General features: G+C 60.4%; 20 protein-coding genes and 1 tRNA gene. 12 read left to right on the plus strand and 9 right to left on the minus strand.

The window, feature by feature from the left end:
- The first annotated feature begins 28 nt into the window (after positions 1-28).
- Positions 29-955 carry an ornithine carbamoyltransferase gene (gene argF, locus R1W00_RS17905; protein WP_317264145.1) on the plus strand — a complete coding sequence of 309 codons (927 nt, stop codon included), beginning with the start codon at positions 29-31 and terminating at the stop codon, positions 953-955.
- Positions 956-1,004: 49 nt separating this feature from the next.
- Here the strand turns inward: argF and R1W00_RS17910 are convergent, their stop codons facing one another.
- From R1W00_RS17910 to R1W00_RS17920, 3 genes are all read right to left on the minus strand, one after another.
- Positions 1,005-1,793, minus strand: a complete 789-nt coding sequence (locus R1W00_RS17910) for a hypothetical protein (protein WP_317264146.1) — start codon at positions 1,791-1,793, stop codon at positions 1,005-1,007.
- A gap of 76 nt (positions 1,794-1,869) precedes the next feature.
- Positions 1,870-3,348: an anion permease gene (locus tag R1W00_RS17915; RefSeq protein ID WP_317264147.1), complete on the minus strand. Its 1,479-nt coding sequence runs from the start codon at positions 3,346-3,348 to the stop codon at positions 1,870-1,872.
- A 71-nt stretch (positions 3,349-3,419) separates the two neighbouring features.
- Positions 3,420-3,908 carry an NUDIX hydrolase gene (locus R1W00_RS17920; protein ID WP_317264148.1) on the minus strand — a complete coding sequence of 163 codons (489 nt, stop codon included), beginning with the start codon at positions 3,906-3,908 and terminating at the stop codon, positions 3,420-3,422.
- 102 nt (positions 3,909-4,010) lie between these two features.
- Between R1W00_RS17920 and gndA the strand changes: the two genes are divergently transcribed.
- Positions 4,011-5,414: an NADP-dependent phosphogluconate dehydrogenase gene (gene gndA / locus R1W00_RS17925; RefSeq protein ID WP_317264149.1), complete on the plus strand. Its 1,404-nt coding sequence runs from the start codon at positions 4,011-4,013 to the stop codon at positions 5,412-5,414.
- A gap of 2 nt (positions 5,415-5,416) precedes the next feature.
- Positions 5,417-6,064, plus strand: a complete 648-nt coding sequence (locus R1W00_RS17930) for an RluA family pseudouridine synthase (protein WP_317264150.1) — start codon at positions 5,417-5,419, stop codon at positions 6,062-6,064.
- Positions 6,065-6,145: 81 nt separating this feature from the next.
- On the opposite strand, the gene ykgO is transcribed toward R1W00_RS17930, so the two are convergent.
- Entirely contained in the window at positions 6,146-6,271 is a 126-nt protein-coding gene (gene ykgO / locus R1W00_RS17935; protein ID WP_012177066.1) for a type B 50S ribosomal protein L36, read from the minus strand.
- A gap of 73 nt (positions 6,272-6,344) precedes the next feature.
- Positions 6,345-6,419, minus strand: a tRNA-Val gene (locus R1W00_RS17940).
- Positions 6,420-6,561: 142 nt separating this feature from the next.
- Here R1W00_RS17940 and R1W00_RS17945 point away from each other — a divergent pair.
- Positions 6,562-7,422: an N-formylglutamate amidohydrolase gene (locus R1W00_RS17945; protein WP_317264151.1), complete on the plus strand. Its 861-nt coding sequence runs from the start codon at positions 6,562-6,564 to the stop codon at positions 7,420-7,422.
- Here R1W00_RS17945 and R1W00_RS17950 read toward each other — a convergent pair whose 3' ends face one another.
- Positions 7,423-8,673 (minus strand): DNA polymerase IV, encoded by a 1,251-nt coding sequence (locus R1W00_RS17950; RefSeq protein WP_317264152.1) that lies wholly within the window; start codon positions 8,671-8,673, stop codon positions 7,423-7,425.
- A 127-nt stretch (positions 8,674-8,800) separates the two neighbouring features.
- Between R1W00_RS17950 and R1W00_RS17955 the strand changes: the two genes are divergently transcribed.
- Positions 8,801-9,685 (plus strand): SPFH domain-containing protein, encoded by an 885-nt coding sequence (locus R1W00_RS17955; protein ID WP_317264153.1) that lies wholly within the window; start codon positions 8,801-8,803, stop codon positions 9,683-9,685.
- Positions 9,685-9,954, plus strand: coding sequence for a hypothetical protein (locus R1W00_RS17960; protein WP_317264154.1), 270 nt, complete (start codon positions 9,685-9,687; stop codon positions 9,952-9,954). Before R1W00_RS17955 ends, R1W00_RS17960 begins: the two co-directional genes overlap by 1 nt.
- On the opposite strand, the gene R1W00_RS17965 is transcribed toward R1W00_RS17960, so the two are convergent.
- The gene (locus tag R1W00_RS17965) at positions 9,951-10,322 is read right to left on the minus strand and encodes a helix-turn-helix domain-containing protein (protein WP_317264155.1); all 372 of its coding nucleotides are present in this window, start codon (positions 10,320-10,322) and stop codon (positions 9,951-9,953) included. The two genes, R1W00_RS17960 and R1W00_RS17965, sit on opposite strands and share 4 nt — an antisense overlap.
- Positions 10,323-10,425: 103 nt before the next feature.
- Between R1W00_RS17965 and R1W00_RS17970 the strand changes: the two genes are divergently transcribed.
- Complete coding sequence (locus R1W00_RS17970; RefSeq protein WP_317264156.1) at positions 10,426-11,052, plus strand: NAD(P)-dependent oxidoreductase; 627 nt, start codon at positions 10,426-10,428, stop codon at positions 11,050-11,052.
- Between the two features lie 6 nt (positions 11,053-11,058).
- Here R1W00_RS17970 and pyrF read toward each other — a convergent pair whose 3' ends face one another.
- On the minus strand, positions 11,059-11,760 hold the full coding sequence (gene pyrF / locus R1W00_RS17975) for an orotidine-5'-phosphate decarboxylase (protein WP_317264157.1): 702 nt from the start codon (positions 11,758-11,760) through the stop codon (positions 11,059-11,061).
- Positions 11,761-11,885: 125 nt separating this feature from the next.
- On the opposite strand from pyrF, the gene R1W00_RS17980 reads away from it, so the two are divergent.
- Positions 11,886-12,614, plus strand: coding sequence for a hypothetical protein (locus tag R1W00_RS17980; RefSeq protein WP_317264158.1), 729 nt, complete (start codon positions 11,886-11,888; stop codon positions 12,612-12,614).
- 142 nt (positions 12,615-12,756) lie between these two features.
- Positions 12,757-15,372, plus strand: coding sequence for an ATP-dependent chaperone ClpB (clpB, locus tag R1W00_RS17985; RefSeq protein WP_317264159.1), 2,616 nt, complete (start codon positions 12,757-12,759; stop codon positions 15,370-15,372).
- Positions 15,373-15,406: 34 nt separating this feature from the next.
- Here clpB and R1W00_RS17990 read toward each other — a convergent pair whose 3' ends face one another.
- On the minus strand, positions 15,407-15,856 hold the full coding sequence (locus R1W00_RS17990; protein ID WP_410901578.1) for a DUF302 domain-containing protein: 450 nt from the start codon (positions 15,854-15,856) through the stop codon (positions 15,407-15,409).
- Between the two features lie 120 nt (positions 15,857-15,976).
- On the opposite strand from R1W00_RS17990, the gene R1W00_RS17995 reads away from it, so the two are divergent.
- The 3 genes from R1W00_RS17995 (at position 15,977) to msrQ (ending at position 19,065) form a co-directional block, all read left to right on the plus strand.
- On the plus strand, positions 15,977-17,473 hold the full coding sequence (locus R1W00_RS17995) for an FMN-binding glutamate synthase family protein (RefSeq protein WP_317264160.1): 1,497 nt from the start codon (positions 15,977-15,979) through the stop codon (positions 17,471-17,473).
- A 69-nt stretch (positions 17,474-17,542) separates the two neighbouring features.
- Positions 17,543-18,451 (plus strand): protein-methionine-sulfoxide reductase catalytic subunit MsrP, encoded by a 909-nt coding sequence (gene msrP, locus R1W00_RS18000; RefSeq protein WP_317264161.1) that lies wholly within the window; start codon positions 17,543-17,545, stop codon positions 18,449-18,451.
- Positions 18,451-19,065, plus strand: a complete 615-nt coding sequence (gene msrQ, locus R1W00_RS18005) for a protein-methionine-sulfoxide reductase heme-binding subunit MsrQ (protein ID WP_317264162.1) — start codon at positions 18,451-18,453, stop codon at positions 19,063-19,065. Before msrP ends, msrQ begins: the two co-directional genes overlap by 1 nt.
- The last annotated feature ends 180 nt before the right edge of the window (positions 19,066-19,245 follow it).

Raw genomic sequence — 19,245 nt, forward strand, 5'->3', positions numbered from 1 at the left:
GGGCCGCGCCCCGACACGGAACAGTACGATGACGCATTTTCTGGATATCAACACCACCCCCGCCGACGATCTGCGGGCCATTATCGATCAGGCCAAGGCGATCAAGAACGCCCGCGCGGGCCTGCCCAAGGGCGCGCTGGATGCTGACGCGCCTCTGGCCGGTCAGATGGTCGCGCTGATCTTTGAGAAACCTTCGACGCGGACGCGCGTGTCTTTCGACGTCGGTGTGCGCCAGATGGGCGGCCAGACCATGGTCCTGTCGGGGCAGGACATGCAACTGGGTCATGGTGAAACCATCGCCGACACGGCCCGCGTTCTGTCGCGCTATGTCGATATGATCATGATCCGCACGTTCGAAGAGGCCACTCTGCAGGAGATGGCGGAATACGCGTCCGTGCCCGTGATCAACGGCCTGACCAACCGCACCCACCCGTGTCAGATCATGGCCGACATCCTGACGTTTGAGGAGCATCGCGGCCCGATCGCTGGCAAAAAGGTGGTCTGGTCGGGCGATGGCAACAACGTCTGTGCTTCGTTCATCCATGCGGCGGGGCAGTTCGGGTTTGATCTGACCTTTACCGGTCCACAAACGCTGGACCCTGAGGCGGTTTTTGTCGAAGAGGCCCGCGCCAAGGGCGTCAACATCACCATCGAACGCGACGCGCGTGCCGCCGTGGAAGGTGCCGATCTGATCGTGACGGACACATGGGTCAGCATGCATGATCCCCAATCCGCCCGCGAACGTCGCCACAACCAACTGCGTCCTTATCAGGTCAATCAGGATCTGATGGCGCTGGCGAAACCGGATGCGTTGTTCATGCACTGCCTGCCCGCGCACCGGGATGAGGAGGCGACCACCGCCGTGATGGACGGTCCGAACTCCGTCATCTTTGATGAGGCCGAAAACCGGCTGCACGCGCAAAAGGCCGTGATGCGCTACTGCCTAGGAAAATAACAAAAGGGGCCGCAAGGCCCCTTTTTCAATTTGGTTGCGCCACGCGAACCTAGGTTTCCAAACCAATCATAACCGTGCCTGTATAGCCGCCCTCGGGATCACCGGTGACGGTCATCGTGCGTTGGGCCAATTGGGCGGCACTGCTATCGCGGAAAATCCCGTCGCGTGTCAGGGACTGACGGCCCAGATTGCGGGTGCCGTTCGTATAGATGTCTGACTTGGCCGCATAGACCTCGGCGCAGTCGGCCTCGGCAAAGGCGAATTGCGAGATCAAGAGGCTGTCGCGACCGGTGGCGATGTCTTCGGGCGTTGCGAACACCTCAAAATGCACATGCGGCCAGCGTCCATTGTAACATCCGGGGAAGATGCTGGTGAATTCGACGACGCCGTTTTCATCCGACACACCTACCCCGCGCAGATAATTCTGATCGGTCAGGTCATAGAGGGTGTAGTTCCCCGTCGCATCGCAATGCCACGCATAAACCGCATAGCCCGCCAAGGGCGCGCAACCATTCTTGGTGTCGACCAGTTGCATCTGAAACGTCAGGGGAACGCCCGCCGCCGTACCGGAATACCCGCCAAAACTGGGCCGTATGTCGTGGCGAATGACGCCCTCTTGGGTCAGGACGTTGACGGTTTGACCAGCCTTGGCGTTTGTGCCGTCGGCGGGGTAGGGGCCCGCCGTTTCCCATTGATCGGCCACACACATCAGGGCGTTCGCGGGGCTGGCCATGGCGATACCGCTCCCCAACCCCAGTAGGGCCAGCGCGCGGCGCCGTCCAATTAGGCGGGGCAGGTCGTGTTTCAGGCCATGGTCGTGATCATGGGTGTCGGTCATATCGGATACCTCTGTTCGTCGTTCCTATGTTGAACGCACGAACAGAGGGTTTCCGTTCAAAGTTTCTGAAAAACTTTTACGACCCGATTGCGTTCAGCACAAAGAACGCAACCGCCGATAGACAGGCCGAGGCCGGAACCGTGATGATCCATGCCGCCACGATGGTCATAAAGTGGCTGCGACGGACCAGTTTCCGGCGGCGACGTTCCTCTGCCGCGACGGGCTTGGCCACGCGTTTACGGTTGGAATTGCGCGCGCGGCGTTCGGCGTGCCATTCGCGAAAGAACCCGACGCCGAACACGGCACCGACCGCGATATGGGTCGAGCTGACCGGCAGACCCAGCCAGCTTGCCACGATCACGGTGATCGCGGCGGACAGAGCCACGCAGTAGGCGCGCATCGGGTTCAGTTTGGTGATCTGGCTACCCACCATCCGGATCAGTTTCGGACCAAACAGGAACAGACCGAACGAAATGCCAAGCGCGCCGATCACCATCACCCACAGGGGAATAGACACCTTGCCCGCCGCTGCGCCGAATTCAGCGGCGTGTACGATGGCGGCCAGCGGACCAACGGCGTTGGCCACGTCGTTCGCACCATGGGCAAAGGACAGCAGGCCTGCCGACAAAACGAGAGGCAGAGAGAACAGCACCTTGAGCGACTTGTTCCGGTTCTCAAGGCCCTCGGACTGACGCCGGATCAAGGGCGCGCTGATCGCATAGAACACCAGACCGGCCACGGCCCCGATGCCAAGGGCGGTCAGGATGTCGATCTTGATGATCTTTTTCAGACCCTTCATCGCCAGATAGGCGGCGAATGCGGCGGCCATGATCCCGATCAGGACGGGAACCCAGCGCCGTGCGGCCGCGATTTTGTCGTCGACATAGATGATCTTGGCCTTGATGAAGGCAAGGAAGGCTGCCGCGATCACACCGCCCAGAACCGGCGAGATGACCCAGCTTGCCGCGATCGCGCCCATGGTGGGCCAGTTCACCGCACCAAGGCCCGCCGCCGCGATACCCGCGCCCATGACGCCGCCCACGACCGAATGCGTGGTCGAAACCGGCGCACCGATGTACGTGGCAAGGTTCACCCACATCGCCGCCGAGACCAGCGCGGCCATCATCGCCCAGATAAAGATGCGGCTGTCCTCGACCGAGGCGGGGTCGATGATCCCCTTGGAAATGGTCGACACAACGTCCCCACCGGCCAGCAACGCGCCCGCGCTTTCACAGACGGCGGCGATGGCGATGGCACCGCCCATGGTCAGTGCCTTGGCGCCAACGGCGGGGCCCATGTTGTTGGCCACGTCGTTCGCCCCGATGTTCAGTGCCATATAGGCCCCGAATACGGCGGCGGCGATGACCACAAAGGACGTGGGTTGTTGGCCAAAGAACAGCATCGAGGCCAGTCCCGCCAGAACGATGAACACCAACGACAACCCCAGCCCGACCAGCGGACGCGAGATGTATTGCGTGGCGACCTCGACCTGATTGATCCGGCCAAGATCCTTGTCCAGCGTCTTCCACTGGTTGGTATTGTTCGGGTCGCTCATCTGCGCACCTGTCATAAATCTGTTACAATCGGCTTGCCCCTAGCAGAGGCACGCCGTTTGGATCAACAGGTTTATGATTTCGTGCGTTTTAGTTTGGCGGGGTCAAAGTCGCGCAGGATCTTTTTCAAACCGGGTTCCTGCACCATTTTGGCCGCCTGTTTCGGCGTGACCCACCGGCGTTTGCGCATCTTGCGCTCGGGGTAGCTATCGATCAGCTTGTCCACACGGATCGCATAGACATCCGCCTCGCAAGGGGTGTCGACCTCATTATCCAGACGTTTGATATAGGAAAACCGGCCCAGCGAGCGCTGATAGATGGTGGCCTTTTTAACGCCTGCTTCTTCCCATGCTTCCTGACGGGCGGTTTCCGCCCCCGACAGCCCCGAAATCGGCCAGCCCTTGGGCATGATCCAACGACCCGTCCCGCGACTGGTGATCAGCAAGACCTCAGTGTCGCCTTTGCGCTGACGAAAGCACAGGGCCGAGAACTGAAGGTATGCGGGGCGTTTCAGAATGGGTTGCACAATCGTGTCCCACGCTTTTTTCGGTTGTTGAAACATCAAGTACTGCTGAGTGCCTTTAAAGTCTTTTTCCGAGAGGATACTTGGTTAGGGACGCAAAACAAGCGCCACGTTAGGCGACACATATAGGGAAAACATGACATGAGTACCAGAAAAGCAAGAATTGGTTTGGTCGGATTGGGTGTCATGGGGGCCAACCTGTCGCTGAACATTGCCGACAACGGGTTTGATATCGCGGTCTATAACCGCAGCACGGACAAGGTGGACGACTTTGTCGCGGACGCTGGCGCGCTGGTCGACCGTGTGATCGGGTGTAAATCGCCCGAGGAATTGGCCGCCTCCCTGCAATCGCCGCGCGCGATCATCCTGATGGTCAAGGCGGGCGAGGCCGTGGACAAAACCATCGAAACCCTGCTGCCCCATCTGGATGAGGGCGACATGATCATCGACGCAGGCAACGCCGATTTCAACGACACCCGCCGCCGTGAGGCGGACCTGTCCGCCAAGGGCTTTGCCTTTATCGGAATGGGCGTGTCGGGCGGTGAAGAGGGCGCGCGCCACGGCCCGTCGATCATGGTGGGTGGTCCCGAGGGGCATTATGCCGTGATCCAGGACGTGATTGAGGCCATCGCGGCGGATTATCAGGGCACGCCCTGCGCCGCACATCTGGGGCCTGACGGGGCGGGGCATTTCGTTAAAACCGTGCACAACGGTATCGAATACGCCGATATGCAACTGATCGCCGAGGTCTATGGATGTCTGCGCGACAGGATGACCCCGTCCGAGATCGGTCAGGTGTTTGCCGATTGGAACGATGGGCCTCTGAATGGCTATCTGGTCGAAATCACGGCCAAGGTTCTGGGCGCGACCGACACGGGCACGGATCAGCCGATGGTCGATGTGATCGTCGATGCGGCGGGGCAAAAGGGCACGGGCCGCTGGACGGTGATTGAGGCGCTGAAACTCGGTCAATCGCCCTCGACGATTGAGGCCGCCGTTGCCGCGCGCAGCTGGTCCGCACAGCGTGACGCCCGCGCCCATGCGCAAGATCTGTTCGGAGCCGCGACAATGGACACGCCGCCCAGCCTAGCCGATTTGCACGACGCCCTGCTGGCCGCGCGCATTCTGGCCTATGGTCAGGGGATGACCCTGTTGAACGCCGCGTCGGACGAATTCGACTGGGATCTGGATCTGGCCCGTGTGGCCGAGATCTGGCGCGCGGGGTGCATCATCCGCTCGACCTTGCTTGACGATATCGCGGCGGCGTTTCGTGGGGAAACCCCGCATGGGCAACTGGCCTTTGCGCCTGCGTTCGTGACGCGCTTGCAGGATACTGTGCCCGCGCTGCGCCGTGTGGTCGGGGCCGGTACGGCGGCGGGCGTTGCTATGCCCGCGCTGGCCAATGCGTTGGCGTGGTTTGATACGATGCGCCACGCGCGCGGCACGGCCAATGTTATTCAGGCACAGCGCGATTTCTTTGGCGCGCACGGGTTTGAACGTCTGGACCGTGACGGGACCGGTTTCCACGGCGATTGGCCCGCCTGAACATGAGCAGCGATTACAACCCGCCCAATGACCCGTTGGACGTGATCCATCAGGATCATGAACTGTTGGTGGTGAATAAGCCCAGCGGCCTGTTGTCCGTCCCCGGTCGGGGCGAGCATCTGGCCGACTGTATGCTGTCGCGTCTGCAGGCGGTGTTTCCCGAGGTGCTGTTGGTGCACCGCTTGGACCGCGACACGTCGGGCGTCATGGTCTTCGCGATGACGCCGCATGCCCAACGCAACCTGTCGCGCCAGTTCGAGGATCGCAAAACCAAGAAAATCTACGTCGCCCGCGTTTGGGGCGTACCTTCCGAGAAAACGGGGACGGTGGATTTGCCTCTGATCGTCGATTGGCCGAACCGTCCAAGGCAGATGGTTGACCATGAAAACGGCAAGCCAGCGATCACCGATTGGCGCCTGATGAAGGTCGAGGGCAACACCGCCCGCATCCGTCTGATGCCCCAAACTGGCCGCAGCCATCAGTTGCGAGTCCATATGCAGGCGATCGGCCATCCGATTCTGGGCGACCCGTTCTATGCCGAAGGTCCTGCCGCCGATGCGCCGCGTCTGATGTTGCATGCGCAATCCCTGCGCGTGTCTCATCCCGACGGGGGCAAGGGGATGACGTTCACCGCGAAATGCCCGTTCTGACGGGCCTTTCCGAACCCCGTACCCCAGACATGAAAAAACCGCGCTCTAGGGCGCGGTTTTCTCTGTCATCAGCCTGTTCGCTTAGCCTTGACGGGCTTTGAAGCGGCGCTGCGTTTTGTTGATCACATAAACGCGGCCCTTGCGACGCACGACGCGGCAATCGCGGTGGCGCTGCTTCAGCGAGCGGAGCGAGTTCTTGACCTTCATGGGTCTTCTCCTCATTCGCGGCGCGGCGTGCGCCAGGGTTTCACAGGCCTGCCGGAAACCGACAGGAAATTCATGGTGGGCGGTACTGGGATCGAACCAGTGGCCACTACGATGTCAACGTAGTGCTCTACCGCTGAGCTAACCGCCCTTACCTCAACATCGCCGGACAGATCGTTAAATCCCAACAGCGTCGTCTTGGTTCGCAGTCCTATAATCAGAGTCGGAATGGGGTTCAAGGCCTTTTGGCAATGTAAATTTTCAGTCTATAGTTTTTTGTGGAGGGTCCACCTATGCACAAAGCTGCCTATCGGCTGCACTTACCCAAAGAGCGCACGACCAGCGTCCTGTTCAACTCGCCCCACAGCGGGCGGGATTATCCGTGGACGTTCCTGCGGGAATCGATTCTGGATGAGCGCACTGTACGCTCGTCCGAGGACGCGTTTGTTGATCTTTTATTCGCGAATGCGCCCTTATGTGGTGCGCCTTTGCTGGCTGCGACGGCCCCGCGCGCCTTTGTGGACCTGAACCGCAGTGCCGACGAACTGGACCCCGCGCTGATCGAGGGGGTGCGCAAAACCGGCCACAATCCGCGGGTGAATTCCGGCCTTGGGGTGATCCCGCGTGTGGTCGCGAACGGGCGCGCGATTCGCAGTGGCAAGATGCCCCTGACCGAGGCCGAGGACCGTTTGCGTACTGTGTGGTTCCCCTATCACGCAAAGTTGCAGGCCCTCTTGGACGAGAATCTGGCCCAATGTGGCGAGGCGATCCTGATCGATTGCCATTCCATGCCGCATGAGGCCATCGAATCAATCAGCCGTGGCAAATCCACCCCGCAGGTGGTTCTGGGCGACCGGTTCGGCGCGGCGGCCAATACCGACATCGTGGACCGCGTTCAGGAGATATTTGAAAGCGCGGGCCTGCGGGTTGCGCGCAATTCACCCTTTGCGGGAGCCTATATCACCCAACACTATGGCCGCCCGTCCAAACGCCAGCACGCAATCCAGATCGAATTGGACCGGTCCCTTTATATGGATGAGGCCAATGTCTGTCCGGGTCGGGATTTCAAAGGCATGCAGACCCTGATCGCCTCTGTCGTAGAACAGATCACCGAAATCGGGCGTTTCGTCGCCACCCCTCTGGCCGCCGAGTGATCAGCGCAGCGAGCGCCCTTTGACAATCGCGTCCTTGCCGAACTTTTCGCGCAGGGCATCCGTCGCCCGTTCGGCGGCATTGCGGCGCGGTGCGTCGGGGTCAAGCAGATCGTGCGACCGGTCCGCATCCCCCGCAGGATAGAGTTCGGACAGGCCGACCCCGATCAACCGGAACGGCCCCTGATCCACCCCGTCAAACAGGGTCTTGGCCGTGCGGAAAATCCGGTCGGCCATCTGTGTCGGATCGTCCAGCGATTGGCGTCGCGTCAGAATGCGGTGGTTTGACAGTTTCAGTTTCAGCGTCACAACTCGCCCCGCGCGGTCCTTGGCCTTGGCGCGATCCGATACCTTTTCGGCAAGGCGCCAGATATGCCCCTCTAGCAATTCGCGATCGGCGGTGTCCTCAAAGAACGTGGTTTCGTTCGAGATGCCTTTGACGGGGGTGCGGTTCGACACGGGGCGATGGTCGATCCCACGCGCAAGGTGATAGAGACGGTCGCCGAATTTCCCGAACCGTTGGATCAGATCGTTCCTCTCCCACCGGCGCAGATCCTGAAACGTGCGAATGCCGGCCTTGTCCAAGGACGCCTGCGCCGCCTGACCCACGCCCCAGATCATACGCACGGGTTTGTCGCGCAGGAAATCGTCGGTTTCGCCCTGCCCAATCACCGCAAACCCGCGTGGTTTGTCGAGGTCCGAGGCGATTTTCGCCAGAAACTTGTTATGGCTCAGGCCGATGGAGCCCGACAGGCGTAATTCACGCTCCATCCGGTTGATCAGTTTCACCAACATCACCGCAGGGGGCGCGCCGTGCAGGCGCTCGGTCCCTGTCATGTCGATAAACGCCTCGTCCAGTGACAGGGGTTCAATCGACGGGGATAGGTCATCCATAAACGCGCGGATTTCGCGGCTGACGGCGGCGTAGTGATCGCCGCGCGGTTTGATCACCACCGCCTCGGGGCAGAGTTTCAGGGCCTGAAACATCGGCATAGCGGATCGCACGCCCTTGATCCGCGCGATGTAACACGCGGTCGATACCACCCCGCGTTTGCCGCCGCCGATGATGACCGGCTTGTCCCGCAGATCGGGATTGTCCCGCTTTTCGACCGAGGCAAAGAACGCGTCGCAATCCATATGCGCGATGGACAGATCGAACAGTTCGTCATGCTGCAAAACCCGCGGGCTGCCGCAATTGGGACAGCGTCGCGCGGGGGCAATGATCGCTTCACAGTCTCGGCAAAGTGCGGGCATGAAACACCGGTCAAAGGATGTGGCTAAACTAGCACGCTCTATCTAAGGGACGCCAGTTTCTATGCAATGTCACACGCGGATGGTAGGGTTCGGTGTAAACGGAACGGGATTTGGTACGGAGTTAAGAATGAACGAGTTAGAGAGCCTGTCAGGCGCGCCGATTGTCCTTTTGTTGATCGCGCTGTTTGTGGTGCTGGTGATCCTCAAAGGCGTGCGCGTCGTGCCCCAATCGGAACAGCATGTGGTCGAACGGTTCGGGCGGTTGCGCTCGGTTCTGAAACCCGGTCTGAACCTGATCGTGCCGTTTCTGGACAAGGTGGCGCATCGGGTGTCGATCCTTGAGCGTCAGTTGCCGAACGCAGAACAGGATGCCATCACCTCTGACAACGTCTTGGTGCAGGTGGAAACAAGCGTGTTTTACCGCATTCTGGAACCCGAACGTACCGTTTACCGGATTCGCGACGTAGACGGGGCGATTGCCACAACCGTCGCCGGTATCGTACGCGCCGAGATCGGCAAGATGGAACTGGATGAGGTGCAATCGAACCGCTCTAGCCTGATCAGCCAGATTCAGGCGCTGGTCAAAGACGCGGTTGATGACTGGGGCATTCAGGTGACCCGCGCCGAAATTCTGGACGTCAATCTGGATCAGGCGACGCGCGACGCGATGCTGCAACAGTTGAACGCCGAACGCGCCCGCCGTGCCCAAGTGACCGAGGCCGAGGGTAAAAAGCGTGCGGTCGAATTGGCCGCTGATGCGGAACTCTACGCCGCCCAGAAAACTGCCGAGGCGCGCCGCATCTCCGCCGAGGCCGAGGCCTATGCCACAGAAACCGTGGCCAAGGCGATCAACCAGAACGGCATCGAGGCCGCGCAATATCAGGTGGCCCTGAAACAGGTCGAGGCGTTGCAGGAAATCAGTGCAGGCGACGGAACGCATACCGTTCTGGTTCCCGCACATGCGATCGACGCGTTGGGCGATGCGTTCAAGATGCTGAAAGGACGGTCGTGATGATCTGGCAATTGTGGTGGGTCTGGGCCGCGGCGGCGGTCGTTCTGGTGATCCTTGAGACCCTGTTGCCAGGCTATATCCTGCTTGGGTTCGGGATCGGGGCGGGGGTCGTGTCCCTCTTGGTCGCGATTGGCGCGGACCTTGGGCTTGAGGTGCTATTGCTGATCTTTGCGGTGGTGTCCCTGATCGCGTGGGTCGCGATGCGCAAGGTGTTTGGCATTCCGGGCGATGAGGCGCGGCGCATCGATCACGACATCAACGACAACTAGGCCGCAGCGGCGCGCGCGTCATATTCGGCGCGGGCGGCCTGCACGGCGGATTGGTTGCTGACCGCCCATTGGCGCATCGGTTCCAGATGCGCGATCAGATCAAACCCCATCTCGGTCAGGGCATATTCCACCTGCGGCGGCGCCGTCGGTAGAACCGTGCGCGTCACCAACCCGTCGCGTTCCAGATTTCGCAACGTGACCGACAGCATCCGTTGCGAAATCCCGTCAATCACCCGCAACAGCGCGTTGAACCGTCCAGGCCCCTTGGACAGTTCGATCATGGTCAACAGGCTCCACGCGTCTCCGATCCGGTCCAGAACATCGCGGATCGGGCAATTGTGGTTTTCACGGCGGCGGCTGTTGGTCATGGGGCGGTTCCCTTGAAGTAACTATAAGACGCAAGAATGCGTATTCCGACATTAGTTCCTCTTTCGTATCAAGTTACCGAAAGTAACTAAAGAGGAATTTACAATGAACCTGCTTTTGATTGGCGCCAGCGGCATGATCGGATCCTGCATCCTGAAAGAACTGTCGGATCGTGGCCATTCGGTGACCGCCGTGTCGCGCAACGCGGACAAGATCGCGGCCCTGCCGAATGTGACCGCCGTCTCCGTGGACGCCACCGATGGCGCCGCACTGGCCAAGGCCGCCGAGGGCGCCGAGGTCATCCTGTCGTCCTCGTCCCCGCGCAGCACCGGTGACGCCGAGGCCGATGCAAAAGCACTGGGTCAGGGCCTGCTTGATGCGGCCAAGGCGACCGGTCTGCCGGTGTTGATGGTTGGTGGGGCTGGTACGCTGAACCTGCCCGACGGATCGCCGGTGATGGCCCTGTTGCCGCCCGAAATCAAACCCGAGGCGATGGGCATTCGCGCGCTGAAGGATACGTTGATCGAGGGCGGCGTCGTGACCACCTATCTGGCCCCGTCTGCCGAAATCGCACCGGGTGAGCGGACCGGCACCTTCCGCGTTGGTGCTGATGTCCTGTTGTCCGACGCCGATGGCCGCAGCTGGATCAGCGCCGAGGACTATGCCATCGCATTCGCGGATGAGGTCGAAAACCCGACCCACACGGGTCAGGTGTTCACCGTCGGTTACTAAGCGCGATTACCGCGCGGCCAGTTCGTCCTGAATGGCCTGCGCCGCGCCGCGCGGGTCGGCCGATTGCCAGATCGGGCGGCCCACCACGATATGATCGGCCCCGTCCGCGATTGCCGTGGCCGGGGTCGCCACGCGTTTCTGATCCCCTAGCGCGGCACCGGTGGGACGCACGCCCGGCGTCACGATCAGTTTGCCCGCGCTTTCGGGTAGGGCGCGGATCAGGGCGGCCTCTTGCGGGCTGGCGATCACACCATCCGCGCCCGCGTCAAAGGCACGGCCCGCACGTTCCTGCACCAGATCGGCAATTGCGCCGTCCTTGATCAACGCGCCGTCCAGATCCTGCCGGTCCAGCGAGGTCAGGATCGTCACCGCCAGAATTTTCATGTCCTTGCCCGACGCGCCCTCTTTGGCGGCCTTGACCACATAGGGGTCGCCGTGGACGGTCAGAAAATCCAGATCGAACTGTGCAAGGCCGCGCACCGCCGCCTCGACCGTGGCGCCGATGTCGAACAGTTTCATGTCCAGAAAGATGCGCTTGCCGTGCTCGTCTTTCAGTTCGTTCGCCAAGGCCAGACCACCGCCGGTCAGCATCCCCAGTCCGATTTTATAGAAACTGGCGGCATCGCCGATGGTGTTGGCCAGTTCCAGACCCGCAAGGGCATTGGGCACATCAAGGGCAACGATCAGTTTGTCGGACGGGTTGGTCATGGCGTGGCTCCTGTGAAATCGATCCCGCTGGGCTTAGCGTCCGTTTGCAACAGCGGCAAGACAGAACCCTATTTTCAAGGCAATTCGACGTGGTATAGAGCGCCTCAGGTTGAGGAGTTCACGTTTTGGTTACCTATGTTGTGTCCGCGCCGCGCAGTGGGATGAATTGGCTGCGCTATTGTACCGAGCACTTTTACGGTGTGCGGACGCCGGGCAAGACGTCCCTGATTTCCGCCGATGAATGTCCCGAGGTCGCGTTTCAGCGGTCGCACGATGCTCTGAACCTGACAAAACGTCAGCGTCACGCGGGATTGTGGCAGCGACTTGATCCAGATGAGATGTCCGAGCACCGCGTGGTTCTGATCCTGCGCGACCCTTTGGAAACCTACGCAAGGATGGCCAAGCGCGCCTTACACCGGTTCAAGTGTTACAGCGGCAATATTCAGTTCTATGCGCGCGCCAATGCGGCGGATAAACGGGTCTATTATTATAATGACCTCGTCAGTTCGCCCGATGTGATGGCCGATCTGCTGGAATTCATGGATATCACCCCCGCAGAGGGCTATTGCAAACCGACCCGCGTGCGCATCGCGGCAGAGTGGGATCAGTTGGGCGCGAACAGCCGTCAGCAATATGATGTAAAACAGGCCGTGGGCGGCGGGTCCAAAACCAAAGATGCGCCACAGGATTTCACCTTTCATCAGCGCGCCCTGTGCGATTGGAACCGGTCGCGCGCATGGCGGCATCTGCGCCGAAACCTGAGCGATGAGGAATTCGCGCTACTGGACCGGTTCAACCCGCCCGCGACCCTTGCGCCGCCCACGATCTGGGACCGGATTACCGATCTCTACTAAGGGTAAAATTCGACTCAATTCACGCGTCTGTGATCTTGAACTGATCCCCCTGCATCTCCACATTATTGGCAAGGCCCTACCACAAAACGTGCCGCCGAGCGGGCGTTTGACATATGGGGCGCTGTAGGAAAGGAGACTGCCGATGAACATCGAAAAGTTCACGGAGCGTTCGCGTGGCTTTATCCAAGCTGCGCAAACCATCGCTGCACGCGAAAACCATCAACGACTGGGACCCGAGCATCTGCTCAAGGCACTGCTTGACGACGATCAGGGTCTGTCGGCCAATCTAATCACCCGCGCCGGTGGCGCGCCTGAGCGCGTCAAAGAGGCGGTTGAACTGAGCCTGTCCAAGGTTGCCAAGGTGACCGGCGACGCGGGTCAGATCTATCTGGACAGCAACACGTCCAAGGTTCTGGATGAGGCGGAAAAGCTGGCCCAAAAGGCCGGTGACAGCTTTGTGCCCGTCGAACGCATTCTGACCGCGCTGGCGGTTGTGCCGTCCAAGGCCAAAGAGGCGCTGGACGCCGGTGCCGTTACTGCGATGAAGCTGAACGCCGCGATCAACGATCTGCGTAAAGGGCGCACCGCCGATAGTGCAAGCGCCGAGGACGGCTATGAGGCCCTTAAGAAATACGCGCGCGATCTGACCGAGGCCGCCGAGCAAGGCAAAATCGACCCGATCATCGGTCGGGACGAGGAAATCCGCCGTGCCATGCAGGTCCTCAGCCGCCGCACCAAGAACAACCCCGTTCTGATCGGGGAACCGGGCGTGGGTAAAACCGCGATCGCCGAGGGCTTGGCGCTGCGTATTGTGAACGGGGACGTGCCCGAAAGCCTGCGCAATAAACGTCTGATGGCGCTGGATATGGGTGCGCTGATCGCCGGAGCGAAATACCGCGGTGAATTTGAGGAACGTCTGAAATCGATCCTCAAGGAAATTGAGGCCGCAGCGGGCGAAATCATCCTGTTCATCGACGAGATGCACACGCTGGTCGGGGCCGGTAAGACGGATGGCGCGATGGACGCGGCGAACCTGATCAAACCGGCGCTGGCGCGGGGTGAATTGCACTGTGTCGGTGCGACGACACTGGACGAATATCGCAAGCACGTGGAAAAAGATGCGGCCCTTGCCCGTCGGTTCCAACCCGTTCTGGTGGATGAGCCCACGGTCGAGGACACCGTGTCGATCCTGCGCGGGATCAAAGAGAAATACGAACTGCACCACGGTGTGCGTATTTCCGATAGCGCGCTGGTCGCTGCGGCCACCCTGTCGCACCGCTATATCACCGACCGGTTCCTGCCGGATAAGGCGATCGACCTTGTCGATGAGGCCGCCAGCCGTCTGCGGATGGAGGTCGACAGCAAGCCCGAAGAACTGGACGCGCTGGACCGTCAAATCCTGCAATTGCAGATCGAAGCCGAGGCCCTGAAGAAAGAGGACGATGCCGCAAGCATCGACCGTCTGGAAAAGCTGGAAAAAGAGCTGTCCGAGCTGCAACAGCGTTCTGCCGAACTGACCGCCAAATGGCAGGCCGAGCGGGACAAGCTGGAGGGCGCGCGCGGTCTCAAGGAACAGCTGGACAAGGCACGGGCCGAACTGGATCTGGCCAAGCGTGAGGGCAATCTCGCCCGCGCGGGGGAACTGTCCTATGGCGTTATTCCGCAGCTGGAAAAACAGTTGGCCGAGGCCGAGGATCAGGACGACGACGTTCTGGTCGAAGAGGCCGTGCGCCCCGAGCAGATCGCCCAAGTGGTCGAGCGTTGGACCGGTATCCCCACCAGCAAGATGCTGGAGGGTCAGCGGGACAAACTGCTGCGCATGGAAGAGGAACTGGGCAAGCGCGTCATCGGTCAGAAACAGGCCGTCGCCGCCGTGTCGAACGCCGTTCGCCGTGCGCGCGCGGGTCTCAATGACGAGAACCGTCCGTTGGGCAGTTTCCTGTTCCTCGGGCCGACCGGCGTCGGGAAAACCGAACTGACCAAGGCGATTGCCGAGTATCTGTTCGACGATGATACCGCGATGGTGCGTATCGACATGAGCGAGTTCATGGAGAAACACGCCGTTGCCCGTCTGATCGGCGCGCCTCCGGGCTATGTCGGTTATGACGAGGGCGGTGTCCTGACCGAAGCGGTGCGGCGCAAGCCCTATCAGGTGATCCTGTTTGATGAGGTCGAAAAGGCCCACCCCGACGTGTTCAACGTCCTGTTGCAGGTGTTGGACGACGGGTTGCTGACCGATGGTCAGGGCCGCACGGTCGATTTCAAACAGACGCTGATCATTCTGACGTCGAACCTTGGGTCCCAAGCCCTGAGCGTTCTGCCAGAAGGGGCCGATCCGGCGCAGGCGCGGCGCGACGTGATGGATGCGGTGCGGGCGCATTTCCGCCCCGAGTTCCTGAACCGTCTGGATGAAACGGTGATCTTTGACCGTCTCAGCCGTGAGGATATGGACGGGATCGTGGATATCCAACTGGCACGTCTGCAAAAACGTCTGGCTGGTCGCAAGATCACGCTGACCCTGACCGAGGCCGCCGAGAAATGGCTGGCCGACGAAGGGTACGATCCGGTGTTCGGTGCGCGTCCGTTGAAACGGGTGATTCAGCGCAGCGTTCAGGACCCGCTGGCCGAGTTGATCCTGGCCGGTGACGTCAAGGACGGGGATGAAATCCCGATCGACGCAGGCGCCGAGGGTCTGATCATCGGCGACCGCGTGGGATCATCCCGCCGCGAACCGCCGCAGGACGCGGTGGTCCACTAATCTAAAAATCGGGTGGGGGTACGCCCCCACCCAACTAGAACCCTTCGACGGCGCTCTGGGCGATCTCGTCGAGGAGCGCCTCTACCTCTTTCATTGCCCCCTCGGGAAAGGTGCGAAAGCCGACGACGGTGGTGTCCGGCGCATCGGGGCGCACATAGACAAAGATGTCATAGGGGCAAAAGCGGATGTTCATGAAATCCGCCTCCATCACCTTGCGCGACAGGTTGGCCGAGCAAAAGCTGAACACTTGCGCCTCGGTAAACAGGGTAATGTCAGACCCGACATCCGCCTTGGTCCGTTCCAGCATCTCACCGGTGTGCGACACGCTATCAATCACCAGACCCTGCCCGATAATCGCGTTCTCAAGCGCAAAGGTGACATCGTCAAACGTATCGGACGTTTCATAGGTGATGACATCATCCCCCGCCCAAGCACCGACGGTCATGGCGCATAGGGCCACACCAATCGAGAATAGTCGTTTCATCGCAACCTCCCTCTAAATTGTGACGTGCGGCCCCTTGTGGTTCGGGGGCGGCAGGACCACAGTACCCCCAATCCACGGGTGATGCATCGGAAACATTTCATTTTTTGAATAGGTGGTACTATGGGGTTTGCGGCACGCGCGATTGAGTTCTTGGCGCTGGGGTTTGTCTTCCTGTTGGGCGTGGGGGTTCTGGTCGCGCTGGTCCTTTTGGTGATCGACCGGTTCCAGACCACGGATGCGATCCGGCGCAACTATCCTGTCATCGGGCGGTTCCGGCATCTGTTCACCATGTTGGGGGAATTCTTTCGCCAGTATTTCTTTGCCATGGACCGCGAGGAAATGCCGTTCAACCGCGCCCAGCGTGATTGGGTGTCGCGCGCATCCAGCGGGCAGGGCAACACGGTGGCGTTCGGGTCCACCCGCAACCTGAACATTCCGGGGACGCCGATCTTCGTCAACGCCGCCTTTCCGCCGCTGGATGATCAGTTTGCCTCGACCGAGGCGATGCTGATCGGTCCCTATGCGCGTGCACCTTATAATGCCCCGTCGATTTTCAACATTTCGGGGATGAGCTATGGCGCGATCTCCAAGCCCGCGGTTGAGGCCCTGAGCCTTGGCGCGAAAGAGGCGGGGATCTGGCTCAACACGGGCGAGGGCGGCCTGTCCCCCTATCACCTGCAGGGGGGCTGTGATCTGGTCTATCAGATCGGGACGGCCAAATACGGGGTGCGCGATCGTGACGGCAACCTGTCCGATGACAAGCTGCGCGAGGTGGCGGCGATCCCGTCGGTCAAGATGTTCGAACTGAAACTCGCCCAAGGTGCCAAGCCCGGCAAAGGCGGTATCCTGCCCGCCTCCAAGATCAACGAAGAGGTTTCCGAAATCCGTGGCGTGCCCATGGGTAAGGACAGCATTTCCCCTAACCGCCACCCTGACATCGCCAATATGGAAGAGCTGTTGGATATGCTCTGTCATATCCGCGAGGTCACTGGAAAACCCGTCGGGTTCAAAACCGTTGTCGGCGGGCCTGAGCCGTTTGAGGAGCTGTTCAAGCTGATTTCAGCGCGCGGAATCGAACATGCGCCCGACTTTATTACAATCGACGGCGGTGAGGGCGGCACCGGTGCGGCCCCCATGCCCTTGATCGATTTGGTGGGTCTGCCCCTGCGCGAGGCGATGCTGATGGTCAGCGACTTGCGCGACACCTACGGGTTTCACGACCGCATCCGCCTGATCGCAAGTGGCAAGCTGGTCAATCCAGGCGATGTGGCATGGGCCATTGCGGCGGGGTCGGATTTCGTGACCTCGGCGCGCGGGTTCATGTTCAGCCTTGGCTGCATTCAGGCGTTGAAATGTAACAAGAATACCTGCCCGACCGGTATCACCACCCACGACCCCAGTCTGCAAAAAGGTCTGGTCGTCGAGAGCAAGTTCAAACGCGTCGCCGCCTATGCCAAATGCATCACCTATGAGGTCGAGATGATCGCCCATTCGGTCGGGGTGGCCGAGCCCCGCCAGATGCGCCGCCGGCATGTCCGCATCGTTCAACCTGACGGGTCTACGGTGCCGATGAACCAACTCTATCCTCGTAGTGGTTCCAACAGTTTCGTGAGTTGAGTTGTTTTTGTTTGTTCTGCGCATCGCCCTAGATGATCCTCTAGGACACAGAGACAACGGGTAAAGCGCATGTCAAAACAACTGAAATGGTCGGACGTCACCCCCAAGGCGGATTTCCTGAATCGACGCCAATTGCTTGCGGGTGCGGCGGGGATGGCGCTTGCCGGTCCGGCGATGGCCAAGATCGACGCGGCGCCCAGTATCTATTCCACCGATCTGGAACCCAATCCGCTTGAGCATATCACGACCTACAACAACTATTATGAGTTCGGCACCGGCAAGGGCGATCCGGCCGAGAACGCCCACACCCTGACGACAGACCCGTGGTCGATCAAGATCGACGGTCTGGTCGATAACCCCGGCACCTATGATCTGGCCGACGTCATGTCGGGCGTCTCGCTTGAGGAACGCATCTATCGCTTCCGCTGTGTTGAGGCATGGGCGATGGTCATCCCGTGGATCGGGTTTGAACTGGGTTCGCTGTTGAACCGCGTCGGTGTCCAGCCCTCCGCCAAGTATGTGGCGTTCGAAACCCTCGTCCGCCCCGAAGAGATGCCCGGCCAACGTCGCAACATTCTGGACTGGCCCTATCGTGAGGGGCTGCGCCTTGATGAGGCGATGCATCCCCTGACCATTATGGCGACCGGTCTCTATGGCGAGGAACTGCCGAACCAGAACGGTGCGCCCATCCGTTTGGTCGTGCCGTGGAAATACGGGTTCAAGTCGATCAAATCGATCGTCCGCATCACCCTGACCGGGGAAGAGCCCGAAACCACGTGGAACATGCAAAACCCGCGTGAGTACGGTTTCTATTCCAACGTGAACCCGACCGTCAGCCATCCGCGCTGGAGCCAAGCCAGCGAACGCGTGATCGGCGGTGGACTGTTCGCGCCGCGTCAGGACACGCTGATGTTCAATGGCTATGAAGAAGAGGTCGCTGGCCTGTACGCCGGAATGGACCTCAAGAAATACTTCTGATGGCTGTGGTTGACCGCATCAACGCAGGCGCCCGACGGATTCCGTCGGGTGTCTTATATATAGCGGGCGCTGTGGTCGCGGGGTGGTACTTCTATCTGGCACTGACTGGTGGCATGGGGGTCGATCCGGTCAAGGCACTGGAACACCGCTATGGCGAACTGGCGCTGCAACTGTTGATCGCAGGTCTGGCCATCACCCCCTTGCGCCGATTTGCAGGCATTAACCTGATCAAGTTCCGACGCGCGCTGGGCTTGGTCGCCTTCTTCTTTCTGCTCGCACATCTCTTGGTCTGGGCGATCCTTGATGTCCAAACCCTTGGCCGCGTGTGGGCGGATATCGTCAAACGCCCCTATATCACCATCGGCATGGTTGGCTTCGCTCTACTGGTGCCCTTGGCGGTGACTTCTAATGACTGGTCTATCCGTAAACTGCGCGCCGGATGGCGGCGGTTGCACCGGCTGGTCTATCCTGCGGTAATCCTCGGTGGCGTCCATTATGTCATGGTCGTCAAAGGCTGGCAGATAGAGCCGATGATCTATCTGGCCGTGATTCTGGCCCTTCTGGCCGTCCGGATTCGCCGGATTCGGGCCCGGATGGTGGCGCAAACGGGGTAAATCGAACCCCTGCGCCGCCATAGCCCGAGTTATCCACAGCCAAGGCTATGTGCGCGCGCAGCGTTGCAAATGCAGCAATCTCGCAACCCATTGAAAATAAACAATAACCCATCTTTTTTAATATTTTTATGAAAAAGGGGTTGCGGGTGTTTGTTTGTGGCCGTAGATACCCCTTCACCG

Source organism: Rhodovulum sp. FJ3 (assembly GCF_032918305.1).
Taxonomy (GTDB): Bacteria; Pseudomonadota; Alphaproteobacteria; order Rhodobacterales; family Rhodobacteraceae; genus SAT37.

What these genes read in the sequence shown, in the direction of transcription:
- R1W00_RS17950 (WP_317264152.1), bottom strand. Translation starts at nt 8,673, where the DNA reads ATGCCCGCACTTTGCCGAGACTGTGAAGCGATCATTGCCCCCGCGCGA.
- R1W00_RS17945 (WP_317264151.1), top strand. Translation starts at nt 6,562, where the DNA reads ATGCACAAAGCTGCCTATCGGCTGCACTTACCCAAAGAGCGCACGACC.
- clpB (WP_317264159.1), top strand. Translation starts at nt 12,757, where the DNA reads ATGAACATCGAAAAGTTCACGGAGCGTTCGCGTGGCTTTATCCAAGCT.
- R1W00_RS17915 (WP_317264147.1), bottom strand. Translation starts at nt 3,348, where the DNA reads ATGAGCGACCCGAACAATACCAACCAGTGGAAGACGCTGGACAAGGAT.
- R1W00_RS17930 (WP_317264150.1), top strand. Translation starts at nt 5,417, where the DNA reads ATGAGCAGCGATTACAACCCGCCCAATGACCCGTTGGACGTGATCCAT.
- R1W00_RS17965 (WP_317264155.1), bottom strand. Translation starts at nt 10,322, where the DNA reads ATGACCAACAGCCGCCGCCGTGAAAACCACAATTGCCCGATCCGCGAT.
- msrQ (WP_317264162.1), top strand. Translation starts at nt 18,451, where the DNA reads ATGGCTGTGGTTGACCGCATCAACGCAGGCGCCCGACGGATTCCGTCG.
- R1W00_RS17910 (WP_317264146.1), bottom strand. Translation starts at nt 1,793, where the DNA reads ATGACCGACACCCATGATCACGACCATGGCCTGAAACACGACCTGCCC.
- R1W00_RS17995 (WP_317264160.1), top strand. Translation starts at nt 15,977, where the DNA reads ATGGGGTTTGCGGCACGCGCGATTGAGTTCTTGGCGCTGGGGTTTGTC.
- R1W00_RS17920 (WP_317264148.1), bottom strand. Translation starts at nt 3,908, where the DNA reads ATGTTTCAACAACCGAAAAAAGCGTGGGACACGATTGTGCAACCCATT.
- gndA (WP_317264149.1), top strand. Translation starts at nt 4,011, where the DNA reads ATGAGTACCAGAAAAGCAAGAATTGGTTTGGTCGGATTGGGTGTCATG.
- argF (WP_317264145.1), top strand. Translation starts at nt 29, where the DNA reads ATGACGCATTTTCTGGATATCAACACCACCCCCGCCGACGATCTGCGG.
- R1W00_RS17990 (WP_410901578.1), bottom strand. Translation starts at nt 15,856, where the DNA reads ATGAAACGACTATTCTCGATTGGTGTGGCCCTATGCGCCATGACCGTC.
- R1W00_RS17960 (WP_317264154.1), top strand. Translation starts at nt 9,685, where the DNA reads ATGATCTGGCAATTGTGGTGGGTCTGGGCCGCGGCGGCGGTCGTTCTG.
- msrP (WP_317264161.1), top strand. Translation starts at nt 17,543, where the DNA reads ATGTCAAAACAACTGAAATGGTCGGACGTCACCCCCAAGGCGGATTTC.
- R1W00_RS17955 (WP_317264153.1), top strand. Translation starts at nt 8,801, where the DNA reads ATGAACGAGTTAGAGAGCCTGTCAGGCGCGCCGATTGTCCTTTTGTTG.
- pyrF (WP_317264157.1), bottom strand. Translation starts at nt 11,760, where the DNA reads ATGACCAACCCGTCCGACAAACTGATCGTTGCCCTTGATGTGCCCAAT.
- R1W00_RS17970 (WP_317264156.1), top strand. Translation starts at nt 10,426, where the DNA reads ATGAACCTGCTTTTGATTGGCGCCAGCGGCATGATCGGATCCTGCATC.
- ykgO (WP_012177066.1), bottom strand. Translation starts at nt 6,271, where the DNA reads ATGAAGGTCAAGAACTCGCTCCGCTCGCTGAAGCAGCGCCACCGCGAT.